17 protein-coding genes and 1 other annotated feature are annotated in these 15,527 nt (G+C 52.6%); of the genes, 1 reads left to right on the top strand and 16 read right to left on the bottom strand.

The features are described from left to right. From HMPREF1207_RS22315 to HMPREF1207_RS22240, 16 genes are all read right to left on the bottom strand, one after another. Complete coding sequence (locus HMPREF1207_RS22315) at positions 1 to 909, bottom strand: YIEGIA family protein (RefSeq protein WP_016423994.1); 909 nt, start codon at positions 907 to 909, stop codon at positions 1 to 3. Further along, positions 906 to 1,532, bottom strand: a complete 627-nt coding sequence (locus HMPREF1207_RS22310; RefSeq protein ID WP_009674440.1) for a YphA family membrane protein — start codon at positions 1,530 to 1,532, stop codon at positions 906 to 908. Before HMPREF1207_RS22310 ends, HMPREF1207_RS22315 begins: the two co-directional genes overlap by 4 nt. Before the next feature lie 54 nt (positions 1,533 to 1,586). Continuing rightward, a complete protein-coding gene (gene fni, locus HMPREF1207_RS22305) occupies positions 1,587 to 2,642 on the bottom strand; it encodes a type 2 isopentenyl-diphosphate Delta-isomerase (protein ID WP_009674447.1) in 1,056 nt (351 codons plus the stop codon). A 27-nt stretch (positions 2,643 to 2,669) separates the two neighbouring features. After that, positions 2,670 to 3,926: a 30S ribosomal protein S1 gene (gene rpsA / locus HMPREF1207_RS22300; protein ID WP_009674424.1), complete on the bottom strand. Its 1,257-nt coding sequence runs from the start codon at positions 3,924 to 3,926 to the stop codon at positions 2,670 to 2,672. 106 nt (positions 3,927 to 4,032) lie between these two features. Then, positions 4,033 to 4,620, bottom strand: coding sequence for a lysophospholipid acyltransferase family protein (locus tag HMPREF1207_RS22295; protein ID WP_009674404.1), 588 nt, complete (start codon positions 4,618 to 4,620; stop codon positions 4,033 to 4,035). Beyond that, on the bottom strand, positions 4,617 to 5,300 hold the full coding sequence (cmk, locus tag HMPREF1207_RS22290) for a (d)CMP kinase (protein WP_009674432.1): 684 nt from the start codon (positions 5,298 to 5,300) through the stop codon (positions 4,617 to 4,619). Before cmk ends, HMPREF1207_RS22295 begins: the two co-directional genes overlap by 4 nt. A gap of 431 nt (positions 5,301 to 5,731) precedes the next feature. After that, the gene (locus HMPREF1207_RS22280; RefSeq protein ID WP_009674400.1) at positions 5,732 to 6,391 is read right to left on the bottom strand and encodes a flagellar brake protein; all 660 of its coding nucleotides are present in this window, start codon (positions 6,389 to 6,391) and stop codon (positions 5,732 to 5,734) included. 128 nt (positions 6,392 to 6,519) lie between these two features. After that, the gene (gene ypeB, locus HMPREF1207_RS22275) at positions 6,520 to 7,905 is read right to left on the bottom strand and encodes a germination protein YpeB (RefSeq protein ID WP_009674396.1); all 1,386 of its coding nucleotides are present in this window, start codon (positions 7,903 to 7,905) and stop codon (positions 6,520 to 6,522) included. Between the two features lie 134 nt (positions 7,906 to 8,039). Then, on the bottom strand, positions 8,040 to 8,243 hold the full coding sequence (locus HMPREF1207_RS29400; protein WP_148498308.1) for a hypothetical protein: 204 nt from the start codon (positions 8,241 to 8,243) through the stop codon (positions 8,040 to 8,042). Between the two features lie 17 nt (positions 8,244 to 8,260). Next, positions 8,261 to 8,959 carry a glutamic-type intramembrane protease PrsW gene (prsW, locus tag HMPREF1207_RS22270; protein WP_009674403.1) on the bottom strand — a complete coding sequence of 233 codons (699 nt, stop codon included), beginning with the start codon at positions 8,957 to 8,959 and terminating at the stop codon, positions 8,261 to 8,263. Positions 8,960 to 9,001: 42 nt separating this feature from the next. After that, entirely contained in the window at positions 9,002 to 10,252 is a 1,251-nt protein-coding gene (locus HMPREF1207_RS22265; RefSeq protein WP_009674390.1) for a Glu/Leu/Phe/Val family dehydrogenase, read from the bottom strand. 188 nt (positions 10,253 to 10,440) lie between these two features. Then, positions 10,441 to 11,046, bottom strand: coding sequence for a genetic competence negative regulator (locus HMPREF1207_RS22260; protein WP_009674407.1), 606 nt, complete (start codon positions 11,044 to 11,046; stop codon positions 10,441 to 10,443). A gap of 250 nt (positions 11,047 to 11,296) precedes the next feature. Next, positions 11,297 to 11,653 carry a hypothetical protein gene (locus HMPREF1207_RS22255; RefSeq protein ID WP_009674391.1) on the bottom strand — a complete coding sequence of 119 codons (357 nt, stop codon included), beginning with the start codon at positions 11,651 to 11,653 and terminating at the stop codon, positions 11,297 to 11,299. A gap of 224 nt (positions 11,654 to 11,877) precedes the next feature. Then, positions 11,878 to 12,108 carry a hypothetical protein gene (locus tag HMPREF1207_RS22250; RefSeq protein WP_009674397.1) on the bottom strand — a complete coding sequence of 77 codons (231 nt, stop codon included), beginning with the start codon at positions 12,106 to 12,108 and terminating at the stop codon, positions 11,878 to 11,880. Between the two features lie 6 nt (positions 12,109 to 12,114). After that, the gene (locus HMPREF1207_RS22245) at positions 12,115 to 12,726 is read right to left on the bottom strand and encodes a CPBP family intramembrane glutamic endopeptidase (protein ID WP_009674414.1); all 612 of its coding nucleotides are present in this window, start codon (positions 12,724 to 12,726) and stop codon (positions 12,115 to 12,117) included. A 263-nt stretch (positions 12,727 to 12,989) separates the two neighbouring features. Then, complete coding sequence (locus tag HMPREF1207_RS22240) at positions 12,990 to 13,316, bottom strand: rhodanese-like domain-containing protein (protein WP_009674419.1); 327 nt, start codon at positions 13,314 to 13,316, stop codon at positions 12,990 to 12,992. 215 nt (positions 13,317 to 13,531) lie between these two features. Continuing rightward, positions 13,532 to 13,768, top strand: a binding site (T-box leader). 57 nt (positions 13,769 to 13,825) lie between these two features. On the opposite strand from HMPREF1207_RS22240, the gene serA reads away from it, so the two are divergent. Continuing rightward, on the top strand, positions 13,826 to 15,409 hold the full coding sequence (serA, locus tag HMPREF1207_RS22235; RefSeq protein WP_009674382.1) for a phosphoglycerate dehydrogenase: 1,584 nt from the start codon (positions 13,826 to 13,828) through the stop codon (positions 15,407 to 15,409). Positions 15,410 to 15,527: the final 118 nt, after the last annotated feature.

Raw genomic sequence — 15,527 nt, 5'->3', positions numbered from 1 at the left:
TCACGCCTCCTTGTGAGGTCCGGCCGCCGACTCCGTCGGCATGCGGATGGCGCTTTCCAGTACCGGCACCCGTTTGAGCGCGGCAGCCGCCTTTTGTGGGTCCTTCACTTGGGGAAGGACAAAAACACCGAGCGTCCCCGAGTCCAGATGAAGCTTCGCCATCGGCATCAGAGCGGGTTCTCCGCTGTCCCTGTACACGCCGAGGACCGTGGAAATATCATGCAGAATGGCCTGCCGCTGGCCCAGATTCGCCAGTGTGACTCGGGCGTCGGGATTTTTCGGTACGGCCAGCAGGCCTACCCCCTGCCTCGCGATCAGCTCCCGGTCGCTCTCCAGCCCGACGTTCATGATGTAAATATCGCCTACATACAGATTAGGCCCGTCCAGCCGCACTTCGCTGATCCCAATATCCGCGATGTGGGTCATATTTTTTCCCGTCTTAAAATAAATCGATACCCCGACAGCAGCCAGTCCGGCAGCCGCCCCCCAATACCAGGCGAAAACCAGAGTGAACAGCGAAGCCATCATCGAGGTAAAAATCACCAGATAGTTTCGGCCTTCGAAAACCATCGCAATGCCTTCAATGTACGAAACGCCCCGCGGGACAAGCTCCATCTGATCCACCTGCATCAGGCTTTGACGCTCCATATTCCGCACATCGCGGAACTGCTGGGCCGCAACGGTCAAAAACGTGACAGCCGTGTAGTTTTTGTCGAGCAATGCAGGTACCGCCACCGCACCCAGACCGGCTGCAATCACTCCCAGCGAAACATGAATGATTTTGCCGTGGGGATAAGTCGGATATTGACGATAATCCGTTCTTAATAAGTACAGACGCGACGCGATCCCGAAAAACAATCCGACAAAAACAGCGACCGTTTCTTTTTGCGACAGCATATGCGCAATCATTTCCTCCAACCTCGCTTTCGCTGGATCCATTGCCGGGCGGTTGTCCTGCATCCCGAATAAACCGATTCAAGGAAGACGGTCAGCAACCGCGCCGTTAAAAAGGAGAGCCACCATTTGTCTAGAAACGAGGGTGTCCCGAGATGAACCGGCATCGTGCCGCCGTGCATACAGGCAAAAGAAAGGTCTCCCGCAATCATGGCTACCGTCAGCGAAACATACTGCTCGGCCGCTCCCCGGTGCATTCCCATTACCAATACCGCAAGGACAACGGCGATATCCCATTCGGGTTTCAGCACAATCATGACGGGATCCACGCTGTACAGCTCCAGCATCAGCAAATGAACGGCCCCGAGAAGCAGACCGGTCGCGAACAGATGCCCGCCTTCCCAGAGGCTCTTTTTACGGATACCGATCAGAAGAGCCGCACAGAAAGCAACCGGCACGGTGCCGTTGATTAGAGCGCCTCCCACGGAGAAGGTCAGCCAAGCGGCAGGCAGCGCGAACATAAAAAAAAGAAGTATGTCACGTCCGGATATACTTCTCATAAAAATTTCCCGCCATCCGCTGAGCAGAAATATGACAGAGATGGCGAGGAGTACGGAAGCAAGATAACCTGGATTCATAGTTTGTCACCCTAGCTCGTTTCGTTACTCCTAGTATGACAAAACATCCCGTTTTTACTCCGCTTCCGTTCTGCAGGCATATTCAGTTAAATCGATCCGGCGGGCGTTGCACCATTCCGCGGTCGATCCCGTGATAATCACGGGACGTGTCCACAGCTGTTCGATGCGCACCGTTCCTAGAGCGGTCATCATCAGAACGATCCCGTGATGCAGCTCGTCGATGTGATCGATTAAAGCTTGCGTACCTTCGCCTTGCAAAATTTTAAGCAGGGCTCCGGCCATTCCGGCCGCCGAAGCGCCGAGGGCAAGCACCTTGACGATGTCTTCGCTGGTGCGGATGCCTCCCGTGGCCATGACCCTGCCTCGTTCGTAGACTTGCAGCGCTTCGATCAGAGTCACGCTCGTTTTCATGCCCCAGTCGTTCAGCCAATCGAGGGGCAATTTTCGCCGCGCATTCTCTATCGCGGCGAAATTGGTGCCGCCGGAACCGCCGACATCCAAAATTTGTACGCCTGCCGATTTGAGCAGTCTCGCGTTTTCACGCGGGATGCCGAAACCGACTTCTTTGACGATCAGAGGCACTCCTGTGCCCGCCGCAATGCGGCTTACGCGCTCCAGCATGCCGTGGAAGCTGCGGTCGCCTTCAGGCATGATCAGCTCCTGCATGACGTTCAAATGGATTTGAAGCGCATCCGCGCGAAGCATGTCCACGGCGCGTGCCGCCTGCTCCACTGTCGCTTCGCTTCCCAAATTGGCAAAGACGAGCCCGTCCGGATTCATTTGACGGACGATGCGGTAGCTTGATTCCTGCAAAGGATCCCGCAAAGCGGACATCTGAGAGCCCACGGCCATTGCCAGTCCCCGTTCCCTGGCCGCCACTGCAAGCTCGCGGTTTATTTCTTCGGTTTCGCGTGCTCCGCCGGTCATCGCATTTACGACAATCGGCGAACTCAAATTGAGTTCGCCGATTGTCGTAAAGAGAGCGACAGACTCGGTGGAAGCGTCTGGCAGGCAGTTAGGCACCAGCTTGACATCCGTCAACCCCTGGTTGCCGGACTGACCCGTCTGGAGCGCAAACTGCACGTGATCCATTTTGCGCGATGAGCGCATTCCGCTTCCTCCTGTTCAAGTCGTCTATTATTTTTTGAATTTGGAGAGCTTGTCGCCGAAGCGCTCGCCGAGCGTCATGGACAGGCCTTGATTGCTCAGGGAAACATTCTCGTTGCCGGCCAGTTCTTTCTGGTGGTTGGAGGATCTTTCCGGTCTGGAAGAGTAGTTGGAAGGCGCGGAAGATGCGGTTTGAGCCGGAGCTTCTTCCGTTTCCTTGATGCTGAGGCTTACGCGCTTCTCAGCCGCGTTAACGTCAAGGACTTTCACCTTAACTTCTTGGCCTTCTTTCAGAACTTCCTGCGGAGTCGCGATGTGACGGTGAGCGATTTGGGAAATATGAACCAGACCTTCAACGCCCGGAGCGATTTCAACAAACGCGCCGAAACCCGCAAGACGTTTTACCGTACCGGTAATGATTTCGCCGGTTGTGAAAGTTTTCTCGGCCTTTTCCCAAGGACCTTCTTGAGTCGCTTTCAGGCTCAGGCTCACTTTATCTTTCTCCGGATCTACTTTCAGGACCTGCACGCTTACTTTGTCCCCTTCTTTGACGATTTCGGAAGGGTGCTCAACATGGTGCCAAGCCATCTCGGAGATGTGCACCAGGCCGTCGATGCCGCCGATATCCACGAACGCGCCGAATTGAGTCAGGCGCTGTACGGTACCTTCGTATACTTTGCCCACTTCGATTTTGCTGATGATGTCTTTCTTCTGAGCTTCGTATTCTTCATCCAGCACATCTTTCTGGGAAAGGATCACTTTGTTCTTCTCGCGGTCGATTTCTTTCACTCTCAAGCGCAGAGTGCGGCCCTTGTAGTCGGAGAAATCTTCGACAAAGCTGCGTTCTACCATGGATGCCGGTACGAAGCCGCGCACGCCAACGTCAACAACGAGACCGCCTTTAACCACTTCGGCCACGACAGCTTCGATGATGACTTTCTCGTCCAGTTTCTGCTGCAGGGTTTCCCATGCTTTTTCACTGTCGACAGAGCGCTTGGAAAGAACCAGCTTTTCTTTGTTGTCGTCAATCGTTACGATTTTAAGCTCAATCTCCTGGCCCTCTTGAACCGCTTGATCCGCGTTCTCGATTTGGACGGAAGACAGCTCGCGAAGCGGAATCGTGCCGTCGTATTTGTAACCGATATCTACGATTGCTTGATCCTGCTCGACTTTAATGATTTTGCCTTTGACGATGTCGCCTTTCTTTACGGCTGCGACTTGGCTCATCGCTTCTTGAGCTTCTTGGCTTTCGTTCGTTTGATTTTCGTTTTTGATTTCTTCTGACATGGGATACCCTCCTCGAAAATAAACACACCGACGGTTAATTTTGTATAGGCATCTGCACGGCGCGGATTGCGCGGCAGCATTTCCTTACAACCGGGTTCGTTTTTAGTTAAGCGACTTCTTTCCGGTGTTCCCGGATCAAAGTCTTAATTTCTTGCATGATATACTCGGTCACCTGCTCGAGATCGGCCGATCCGGCTTCGCTGAACGGGGTCAAATCAAGCGGTTTCCCGTATATGACCGTCATTCTGCCGAACACCTTGTAATCCCCGATGATTGCGGTCGGCACAACGGCCGCGCCGGATTTCAGGGCAAACATCGCTGCACCCTTCTTTCCCACACCGGGATTTTTACGGCTTCCCTCCGGAAAGATGCCAAGTACGTTTCCATCCCGAAGCAAGTTCAGCGTTCCCTTGATCGTTTCTTTGCTGACGCCTCCTCGTTTAACCGGAAAAGCGCCAATTTTACTAATTATTAGACCTAAAACCGGAATTTGAAACAGCTCCGCCTTCGCCATAAAATGAACTTTGCGTTTGAGGCGGATGCCGACAAGCGGAGGATCAAAGTTGCTGATGTGATTGGAACAGAGCAGTACACCGCCGTGCTCGGGGATGTTATCCTTGCCGATCACGCGAATCCGGAACAGCAGGGAATACACGACATTGCAGACTCCCCGCGCGAAATGGTAAAAGCTCATGCTCTTTCACCGCCTGCTCTCAACCGGCACATCTCCAGGATGCTCTCCACCACTTCGGGAATGGTCAGATCTGTACTGTCCAGCATTACAGCGTCGGCCGCTTGTACAAGGGGAGATACTTCCCTGCCTTCATCCAGCATATCGCGGCGGGCAATGTCCTTTTCCATCTCTTCGAGAGTGGTCGCCATTGCCGTACCCTGAACTTCTTGAAATCTTCTTTCGGCGCGCTTACGCACGCTCGCGGTCAGGAACACCTTCACTTCCGCATCAGGAAGCACATGCGTGCCGATATCCCGGCCGTCCATCACGATGCCTTTGGAAGCGGCCATCTGCTTCTGCTTGTCTACGAGAAGCTTCCTCACTTCCGCAATGGCGGCGATTTGTGAAACCTGGTCCGTGACGAGTTTGGTACGGATATCGGAAGATACATCCCGGCCGTCTACAAACACCAGCTGTCCGTCCGGTCCCGGTACGAGTTCGATCTTCATGCCGGCAGCGGTTCTTGCGACAGTCTCCGTGTCCAGAGGGTCAACCCCGTCCTGCAGCACCTTCCAGGTGACCGCCCGATACATCGCTCCCGTGTCCACATAGACAAAACCAAGCTCGCCTGCGACCTTGCGGGCTATGGTGCTTTTGCCTGCACCGGCTGGCCCATCTATCGCGATATTAAATTTAGTCAAAACAAAGGCTCCTCCTAACAAAACCTTACGAACAAAAAAGCAGGCGCAGCCTGCTAACGCTGTAAATTATACCATAGCCGGAAGACAGATGCAAAAGTCTGCGGCCTGCCTGAATTTTCCGGAAAGCGACTATTCCTTCCCATGCCGGACGTACGGCACTCCCTCCAAAGGATCGACCCGGGTGATTTCTTTTCGCACAGCCGGAAATTGGAGAAGGAGCTGGCTGATCAGCAAACCGGCCAACAGTACATATAAACATCTTAAGAGCAACTTCTCGACCCGCTCGGAAAATTCAACAAACAGCCGTTCGTAACGTTCGTAAGTTAATGGGCGTTGCTGCTGCCCGGACCTCCGGATTTTCACTGGCATCCTCCCGCAAACGAGCTTGGTTTGGAATGCAGTGTTTCCCGAACGGGCCGGTTTTATGTAAGTTACTTTTTGCGGAAATCGAATTGTTTCTCGAAGCAGTACTGAATCAGCTTCTGACGGTCGCGATCCGTAATTTCGCTGAACTGCAGCATGACGATTTTGCGTCCCGTTTCCAGCGTTTTAACCCGTACGACCTCCGCTTTGAAAGGCAGATGCTCCAAGGTTCCGTTCTTGTAAGTCACAAGCAGCCAGCAGTTCACCTGAGTAACGTTGTCCGGAAATTCACTGCCCTTGCAGGTGAAGGAAACCCCGCCCCCTCCGACATCCTCCGTCAACGCTACGATAGGAACGGTGTCGCCAGCCTGTACGGAAATTTCCAGCTCCGCGGGAATCCGCAAAAAGCTCCTGCGCTGGACTTTCGTAATCGAGGCTGGATCGGGCATGGCTAGCGCGACCAGCCGGATTCCTTCTTCCTTGAAGCCGATGACCGAGGTCTGGAAATAATTTTTCACGCCTCCGTCCGTCACAAAAAAGGCGCTTACTTCGTCCCCCGTGTACAGCCGTTTCAAACGGCCCGTCCGCTCGTTCATAGGGGTTTCGATCCACAGACGGTCCGGGAGCACGTCCGAAATTCTCGCTTTGTATTCTTGTTTCGCTTCTTCCTCGTCAATCGTATTGACATGAAGATGCAGCAGCTGGTTGATTTTCATAAGCTGAGCCACGGTAACCTCATCCTTTTTTCGGTTAAATCCTGCCTGTTTCTACTTGATTATAGCACGCCTCCACCATTTAGGAAGACACAAAAAAGCGGCCCCGGGATTCCCGAAGCCGCTTCTCTGAACGGATCCCGTCAAGTCCCCTGCGTGACAGGCTGCTGCTTGGCCTGCTCGGCGTCTTCCTTGCGGATCGTTTCCACTTTTTCCTCCGTACCGTCTTCGCCGTTGACATAAATCCGGTACGTTTGACCGTTCAGACTGCCGATAAATTCATGGCAGAGCACTTCCTGATTCAGATCGTTGACGATAAGCGCCTTGGTGTGCCGGGTCACTTTCAACTGAGGGCTCAGGTGGCTTCTCGCCTCTTCCTTCGAAAGCTTCGGCTCTTGGTCGATATTTTTGTGATTCCGGTTGGCGAACACGAAATCCGTGCCCTGGAGCCCAAGAATCTGACCGTCGTCCAGAGCGACGTTTACGACCAGCTTCTCCGGATAAATAACGGTATCCTTTTCCTGCTTGGCGAACGTCATATTGCAGATGTTCTGGTGACGGTCGAAGCTGACCGCAGTCATATTTTTATACCCGTGCCGCTCCAGAAACTGGGCCGCCGCTTCACGCGTGTGCTCAACCTGAAGTTTGGTCGACTTCACATCGCGGGGATTCATGAAGTAGATCAGCTGCCCGCCTTTTTTCGTAAAGTCCATCGTGATATCGGCACCATTCTTACCGGGTAGGGAGCACGTATATGATTCGTACTCGACCGCGCCGTTGCCGTTTTTGACCACATTAAAGATAGCCGGGTTGTTTACCCCAAGGAATGCCGCCGCTTTCTTACGGACCTCCTGTTCGTCGATCTCGGGACCGTCGAGCATTTGAGCCGTGTATTTCGACTGCGTTGACATGGTGAAGGGGCCTTCTTTCAAATCGTTGTAGGACCCGACTTTTTTGTCCACCGTTTTGAAACCGTCGATAATCGTATTGTCGTTCGGTTCCTTATTGGAACCGAGCGCCAAGTCCACGTCCATCCAGCGCAGGTTATTGGCGATAACCTTCTCCTGGACTCCACGCAAATCCCCCGTAATCTCCTTGGAATGCTCATACAGGGTGCTCAGCGTTTTTAATTCGCCGTCCGTCAGAGGCTTTTTCGTCAAATCCCGCGTCGAGGTCTGGTAACTGAATTTCGAGACGTTGGACAGGAACTCTTCCGTTTTGTTAAAAGGAAGCAGGCCCAGCGGCAGCTGGTTCACTTCGTTTTGCGCCTGGCTCGTCAGCCTCCAGACATTCACCAGACCTTTACGGTAGGTGTCATTCGAGGTGGAATTGATCGCCAACGTATTGCCCAGTTCCGTATGTAGCTTCTCGATATGATAGGACAAATCGTGAAAAGCACGCTGATACTGGTTTTCCGCCTTAATGGAGACTTGATTTTTCTGCTTTTGCTGAGAATACCCCCAAACCCCCGTACCGACCAATGCCGCAGCGCAGACTGGAAATAAAACCATACTCATTTTTCTGTACATGCTTGTAAGCTCCTTTCTTAGGCGATATTGCCGTTATTGTCTGCCTTCGAAACGAAGTTTATACAGCAAAAAAAGCCTGCACGCCATGCGCAGACTTTCTTGCTCTTCTTACTTGCATTCGATTGGATTAATCTTCAATCTTCGGTTTCAACCTCTAAATCATGCTCGTTGTCACAGATGCAGCGTTTAAAGCCGGTTTCGATTCTGCCTTTGTCGCGGCGTCCCTTCAGGATAAATCGTTCTCCGCACTGTCTGCAACGGATCGTAACTTTCACCCGGTTCACGGTCATGTGTTCACCTTCCGCGCCTTCGCTTGCGCACCAAATAAGTGTTTTCACAACCAGTATGGTCACCGTTATCCGATTTTAAACTCCTCTTCCCCGCGGACGATGCGGAGCGGAGACCGGTCGTTGGCACGGTCCACTTTCCAGAGCGTGCGGATCCAGAGAAGCGTCATAAAGGGCAGCATAAACCAGATCCAGTTATTCGCCGCCACCAGCAAAATGTAGTCGAACGCCCCGTGCCACAAAATAGGCAGGAACAAAGAGGCGAGCAAATACTTGCGTTCGTGGGAACGCATAAACTTGGCTTTGCCGAGATAATAGCCCATCATAACGCCGAAAAGCGCATGTCCCGAAACGGGAAGAAGGGCGCGCATGAGCAGCGAAGACATGCTGATCCCATTGGCGAACGCATAGAGGATATTTTCCAGTGTAGCGAATCCAAGGCTGACGGCCACGGCGTAAACGATCCCGTCGTAAGGCTCGTCGAACGAATCGTGACGGTATATCAAATGGTACACAACGAACCATTTCAAAAACTCTTCCAACCCGCCGGAGATAAAGAAAGCAAAGGTAAAATGATTATCCCCGCCGATCTCCTGCATAAACGAATTCTGAAGCACCATAGCCGGAATAACGAGTAAGACTCCGCACAAAAACAGCTTGCCGACCAGGTGGATCGGCTCCGTTTCATAACGGTCCTTCAAATAAAAATAAGCAAGAAGGGAGATTCCGGGAGCAACCGCCGCCATTAGAACGGAAAACACGTTCATCCCATTTCCCCCTTTCTGTTCCGGTGAACGATTCCGTCCTTCTTATACCCAACCACGGAAACGGGCGGCTTCCGCCATTTTGCGTACGCCGGTCATATAGGCCGCTAGACGCATATCGATTCCGCGTGTTTTATGAATAGTATAGACATTTTCGAAGCCTTTTTCCATCACTTCTTGAAGTTTGGAATGAACTTCTTCTTCCGTCCAGTAATATCCTTGGTTATTTTGTACCCACTCGAAATAGGACACAACAACACCGCCGGCACTAGCCAGGACGTCCGGAACGAGCAGCACGCCGCGCTCCGTCAAAATTTTGGTCGCTTCCAGCGTAGTCGGTCCGTTCGCCGCTTCGACCACGATACCTGCTTTAATGCGATGGGCATTCTCTTGCGTGATCTGGTTCTCGATTGCGGCCGGCACCAGAATGTCGCAATCCTGCTCCAGAATTTCGGTGCTCGGCATTACATTCGGGAACAAGTTCGTCACGGTACCGAAGGAATCGCGGCGGTCGAGCAAATATTCGATGTCGAGTCCGTCCGGATTGTACAAGGCCCCGTTCACATCGGCAATCCCGACCACCTTGGCCCCGGCTTCGTGCATAAACTTGGACAAGTAGCTTCCCGCGTTGCCGAATCCCTGAACGATGACACGGGCGCCTTGAAGCGGAATGCCGCGCTTCTCCAGCGCTTTGTTGATCATGATCGTGACGCCTTTGGCAGTCGCCGTCTCGCGTCCGTGGGAACCCCCCAGCACAATCGGCTTGCCCGTGATGAATCCCGGGGAATCGAACTCGCGGATGCGGCTGTACTCGTCCAACATCCAGGCCATGATCTGGGAGTTCGTCATGACGTCCGGCGCCGGAATGTCCTTGTTCGGACCTACCAGTTGGCTGATCGCCCTTACGTACCCGCGGCTGAGCACTTCCAGCTCACGGAAAGACATGCTCCGCGGGTCGCAGATGATGCCGCCCTTGCCGCCGCCGTAAGGAAGATCCACGATGCCGCACTTCAAGCTCATCCAGATGGAGAGAGCTTTCACTTCGTCTTCGGTCACGCCGGGATGAAACCGGACTCCGCCCTTCGTAGGACCGACCGCATCGTTATGCTGGGCGCGGTAGCCTGTGAATACCTTGACTTTGCCGTCGTCCATCCGGATCGGAATCCGGACCGTCAGCACGCGGAGCGGCTCCTTGAGAAGCTCGTACATTTCGTCGGAATATCCGAGTTTCTTCAGAGCATCTTCAATAATCGTTTGAGTAGATTCCAGTACGTTCAAGTTTTCGGTGTTAGCCATGTTGACCACCTCGTTTATGTATTATAACGCAATGAAAATAAAGCATCCTGCAAAAACACTTGTTTTTGGAGAATGCTTTATGAAGCAGGTGCCGCCTATATCTTGTCCGGCATGCAGCCACCCGGAGCCGTGCACATTCGGGCAAGGTCGGGAATGGTCCACGCCGGTAGTTGGAGTGTAAGGCATAATCATGCGAAATGCCGGCATAATTCCTGGACCGCATTAGCTTCAATTACAGCTTTTCCATACTCTTCGAGTACGGCCTTCGTCACGTTGGTCGCATCTCCGTACTCGGATAGAACGGCGATGAGCGTCTGGAACTTGCCTTCCGGCAGTTCGGTCGGTTCGAGCTGAAGGATCCATTTGTTTTTATACGTATAAAGCGCTCCACCATCCGTTAGCATCGGATTGACGACTTTTGAAGCACGAAGCAAATCTTCGAAATCGCGGAAGGCGTATGAAACGATGTCGCTTTGTTCAAGCGTCACTTCCATTTCGTACACTTCTTCGTCATCATGGTCATCCAGCAAATCGGCTTGCAAGGATAAGTCCATGCTGCCCCTGGTCACAATGACGACCATTCCTTGGGCAGGGAGCGCAAAAACTTCTACAGCTAAAGGTCCTGCAGGTTCGAAACCCAATTCGGAATAGGCCTGATCCATCATGTCGCTGAAAAGATCGTGAACTTTGGGGATTTCCCTCCACATGTCGTCTTTCTGGATGCCCCGTTCCGTCAAATCATCGAATGTAAGGAAAATCCGTATTTTATCCGGGCTTAAACGTTCGATTTTCATGACAGGATCCTCCTTTCCATGACACCTCTGTTTGAATGGTTATAAACAAAATATGCCGGTTTGAAAACCATGGTGTGTGCGCTTGCGGAAACAAGCACGCTTATGGGTGCCACCTAGTATTAGTATACCATGTTAAAGCCAAAATGTTAGCTATGCGGCAAAAATTTAAAGGCACCTTCTCTGCGGAATGCAGAAGAGGTGCCTTTCGGTCTTTCACGCTCCCCGCGGAGCGGTCAGCGCAGCTTTACACTCAGTGAGTCGCCTGGGATGACGCGGCGTTTTTCACCAGTATCTCGTCTACAGCCGCTTTTACCTGCGAATCTTTGGCGATCAGGTTTTCCAGCGCTTCCTTGCCGTCCGAAGAATGAGATCCGCCGGAACCGTGAGAAGAGCTGGAGCTCTGATTCGACTGCTGCTTGGAGCTTTCCTTGCGGCCGGAACCGGAAACGAAATTTTTCGTCTGGCCGATTACATCGTTTAATGAGCTGCCGATCCCGCTGCTTTCCGAACTGAACATCGCGGACCGCATGCTTTTTATCCGCTTGCCGGCATACATAGCAAGTGCAGCGCCCGCGACGCTTCCGATAAGGAAACTGCCTAATTTCATCCCGTATCCCTCCAAGTTTTTAGAATGTATGAGTCTTGATTAGGTTGCGTCTGATAGGCGGGGGCCATTCGCCCGTAAAGTGGGAATGGGAGGGATTCGGGCCCCAGGAAATAAGCCCCTGGCAGCACAACAAAAAACCCGACGAACCTTGTGACCAAACGGCTTGTATGCGCCGCGCGTCTTCCGGGTTTGTCAGGCATCTGGTTGCGGCCGGACTTGACTTGTCAAGTTCCGGATGTATATCGGATTCCCCACCAGCCGAGCCCCATGACGAGAAGAATGAACAAAAACAGAAGCAGACGGTAAAACCAGCGGGTAACTTTGGCCCGTTCGGACGGATGTACCGAGCTTCTCGGAGGGAGGTAATGGCTTTCTTCTTCATTATCATTGACTAAATCGCTTTCTGCGAGTATCGGCTGTTCGTACTCTATCCCCTGTGTCTTGTTGCCTTCCATGCCGGATTACTCCTCCTTGCCGTAACGTAAGATGCAGCCCGAAATAAAATCAATCATAAAATGGGCGAAAATAGCGGTCCACAAGGACCCGGTATGGATAAAAATCCAGCCGATCCCGTAGGATATGCAAAAAACAAGACCCGTCATCAGCCAATGCTGGAGATAACGGATATGAATGGCCGCAAAAACGATGCTTGTCCAATATGGACCCAGGTAATGCTGAAGGCCCGCGCGGAACAGGAGTTCTTCGCATATCGAAACCAGCACGCAGATGAGCGCGATATGCCACAGCGGACGCCTGCCGAAGATACGCTTGTTCACTCCCCCGTCGTCCGTAACTTCCTCGGGGACATATTTGGACACGATCAGGTCCGCGGCCAGCACGGCCAGTGCGATACCGCCTCCCCAGAGGACGATGGACCAGCCGGGCGCAAAGCTGAAAAGACTCCGCCAATCCGCCCCTTGAACGAACAGCATAATAACGCCGATCACCAGCAGAATCGCCTGGGTTCCATATAAGTTAATAAGCAGCATCCGGTCATTGAGGTCATCGACCCGGATGTCCGTCTTAATGCGGATATTTTTCAGATCTTTCCATTTCCAGTTCCATTTTCTCATGATGGTCCTTCCCAGGGACTTTCCCCTATTACGCGGTATTAGTTGTCTATGATGCCGAGTCTCGATACCATCATCTTCATCCTTATTAACATACCATGAATCTCACATAGAGGAAATCTTGTCCTTCTTAATAGAACGGATAAGTCCCGAAAAAGTTCCGCTCCGAACATAAAAAAAAGCGCCTCTCCACAGTGGATGGCGCTTAACATGGAGCCGGGTGAGGCGCTTCCGCTTCCTCCAAGACATGACTAGTCTGACGTCTCTTAATCGTAGGCAAAACCGCGCAGCATCGCCAAAGCCGCCATGCCGCCTTCGACATTGACCAGCTTGTCCGGATCGAAGCCGTTTCTCTCCAGATAACCGCACACCATCTCGCTGCGCACACCATGCGCGCACAAGACATACAGGTCGGCGTCACCGCCCAGTTCGTCCAATCGCTCCGGAATGGTATTCATGGGGATGAGCTCCGGCTCATTCAGATGGTAATGGTCCCATTCGTACGGTTCGCGGACATCGACAATTCGAATCCCCTTTAGCATCTCCGGTTTGTCCAGGAGCTCAAGAAATTTTTCGGGCGCAATATGTTTCATGCAGGCTTCTCCTTTTTTTACATGCGCTTACATGTGGAAAATTTTCGTAATAACTGAAGAATAGCGAATATTATATCCGAATACAAGAGTAATAGTACGGATTTATCACCCTATTTGGCGTTTCGTTTGTTAAAACGGCGTGAATATTCGGGTAACCCTATTGACACGTTGCCGGGGCCATGTTACATTAAGTGAAACTTAACGACATATATCACGTTAAAGCGTTGACGGAGACACGTACGCATGGACAGCCTTTCAGAGAGCCGATGGTTGGTGGAAATCGGCAGGACGCATGCATACCAAGCACTCCGGAGCATTGAACCGAAGCGAAAGCCGCAGGCTCAATCGGCAGAACCCGTTATCGTTCAGGTCCCGACACGGACCAATAAGGCCTTGCGTGAGAACGCCGGGTGAAGTAGGGTGGCACCGCGAAGATAACTTTCGTCCCTTCATACGGGTTACGTATGAGGTTCGGGAGTTTTTTTATTTCCCAAGAGGAGGCTATATACATGTTTAAAGTACTTGTATCGGATCCGATCAGCGATATGGGGATCCAAATGCTCTACGACGCAAGCGATGTTGAGGTAGACAAGAAACCGGGATTAAGCGAAGACGAGCTTGTTACGATCATCGGTGAATACGACGCCCTGCTCGTACGCAGCCAGACCAAGGTTACACCGCGCATCATGGAAGCCGCGCCTAAACTGAAAGTAATCGGCCGCGCGGGTGTCGGCGTCGACAACATCGACCTCCAAGCGGCAACCAAACACGGCATCGTGGTGATCAACGCGCCGGACGGCAACACGATCGCAACCTGCGAGCATACTTTCGCGATGATGATGTCGGTAGCCCGCTCCATCCCGCAAGCCTACAAAAAGACCGTCAGCGGTGAATGGGACCGCAAATCGTTCGTCGGCGTCGAGCTTCGAAACAAAACACTCGGCATCATCGGAATGGGACGCATCGGAAGCGAAGTCGCCAAACGCGCCAAAGTGTTCGGCATGAATGTCATCGGCTACGATCCGTTCCTGACGGAAGACAGAGCCGAGAAAATCGGCGTCAAGCTCGGAACGGTCAACGATATTGCGGCCGCAGCCGACTTCATTACCGTCCATACGCCGCTGACGAATGAAACGCGCCATATCGTAGGCCCGGCTCAATTCGCCATCATGAAAAAAGGCGTCCGGATCATCAACTGCGCACGCGGCGGAATCGTTGACGAGAACGCCCTCGTGGCCGCAATCGAAAACGGCACTGTAGCCGGAGCCGCGTTTGACGTATTCGAGCAGGAACCTCCTCAGGCGAGCCACCCGTTCCTGAACAATCCGAGCATCATCGTCACGCCGCATTTGGGCGCATCGACTATTGAAGCTCAGGAAAACGTAGCCATTGACGTCTCGGAAGAGCTTCTGCATATTCTGCGCAACGAACCGTTCAAAAATGCCGTGAATATGCCGCCTGTACCGGCTACCGTGATGAGCAAACTGCAGCCTTACTTCAACCTCGGGGAAAAGCTCGGTCTTATCGCAGGTCAGCTGACCGAAGGACCCGTCAATGAAATCGTCGTTAGTTACTCCGGCGATCTCGCCGACGTGGACACGAATCCGTTGACTCGTTATATCGTTAAAGGCGTTTTCACGCAGCATCTCGAAGGCATCAATCTCGTGAACGCCATGCATATGGCCAAATCCCGTGATATCAATATCACGACGCAGCAATCGTCCACAACCGGAACGTTCACCAATCTCGTGACGATTACCGTTAAATCCAAACAAGGCGACCGCACACTGGCGGGTACGCTGCTGGCCGGTTACGGCGAGCGCATCGTGCGCATCGATCAATACCCGGTGGACTTTGCACCGGAAGGCTCGCTTCTTCTCATCTCGCATAACGACAAACCCGGCATTATCGGCCGCGTAGGTACGCTGCTCGGAAGCAATGACGTGAACATTGCGACCATGCAGGTAGGCCGTACGGTCATCGGCGGATCGGCGATCATGGTTCTGACCATCGATAAGACCGCTCCGAAAGAAGTTATTGCCGAGCTTGAGAAACAGCCGGAAATCGTCAACGTTCGTCAACTGGGCATTTAAGCACTTCTCGGCCGATTTATACCGGACCGGCGCTTGTAACATACGTTACGGCTACGGCCTCTTCTTAACCGGCCTGCGAAATGTTTCACGAACAACAAGATTTAATTCGTTTTTTCAA

Source organism: Paenibacillus sp. HGH0039, assembly GCF_000411255.1.
Lineage (GTDB): Bacteria > Bacillota > Bacilli > Paenibacillales > NBRC-103111 > Paenibacillus_F.
Note: the sequence above shows the minus strand (reverse complement) of the source record. Positions and strands in the feature narration are given on the sequence as shown.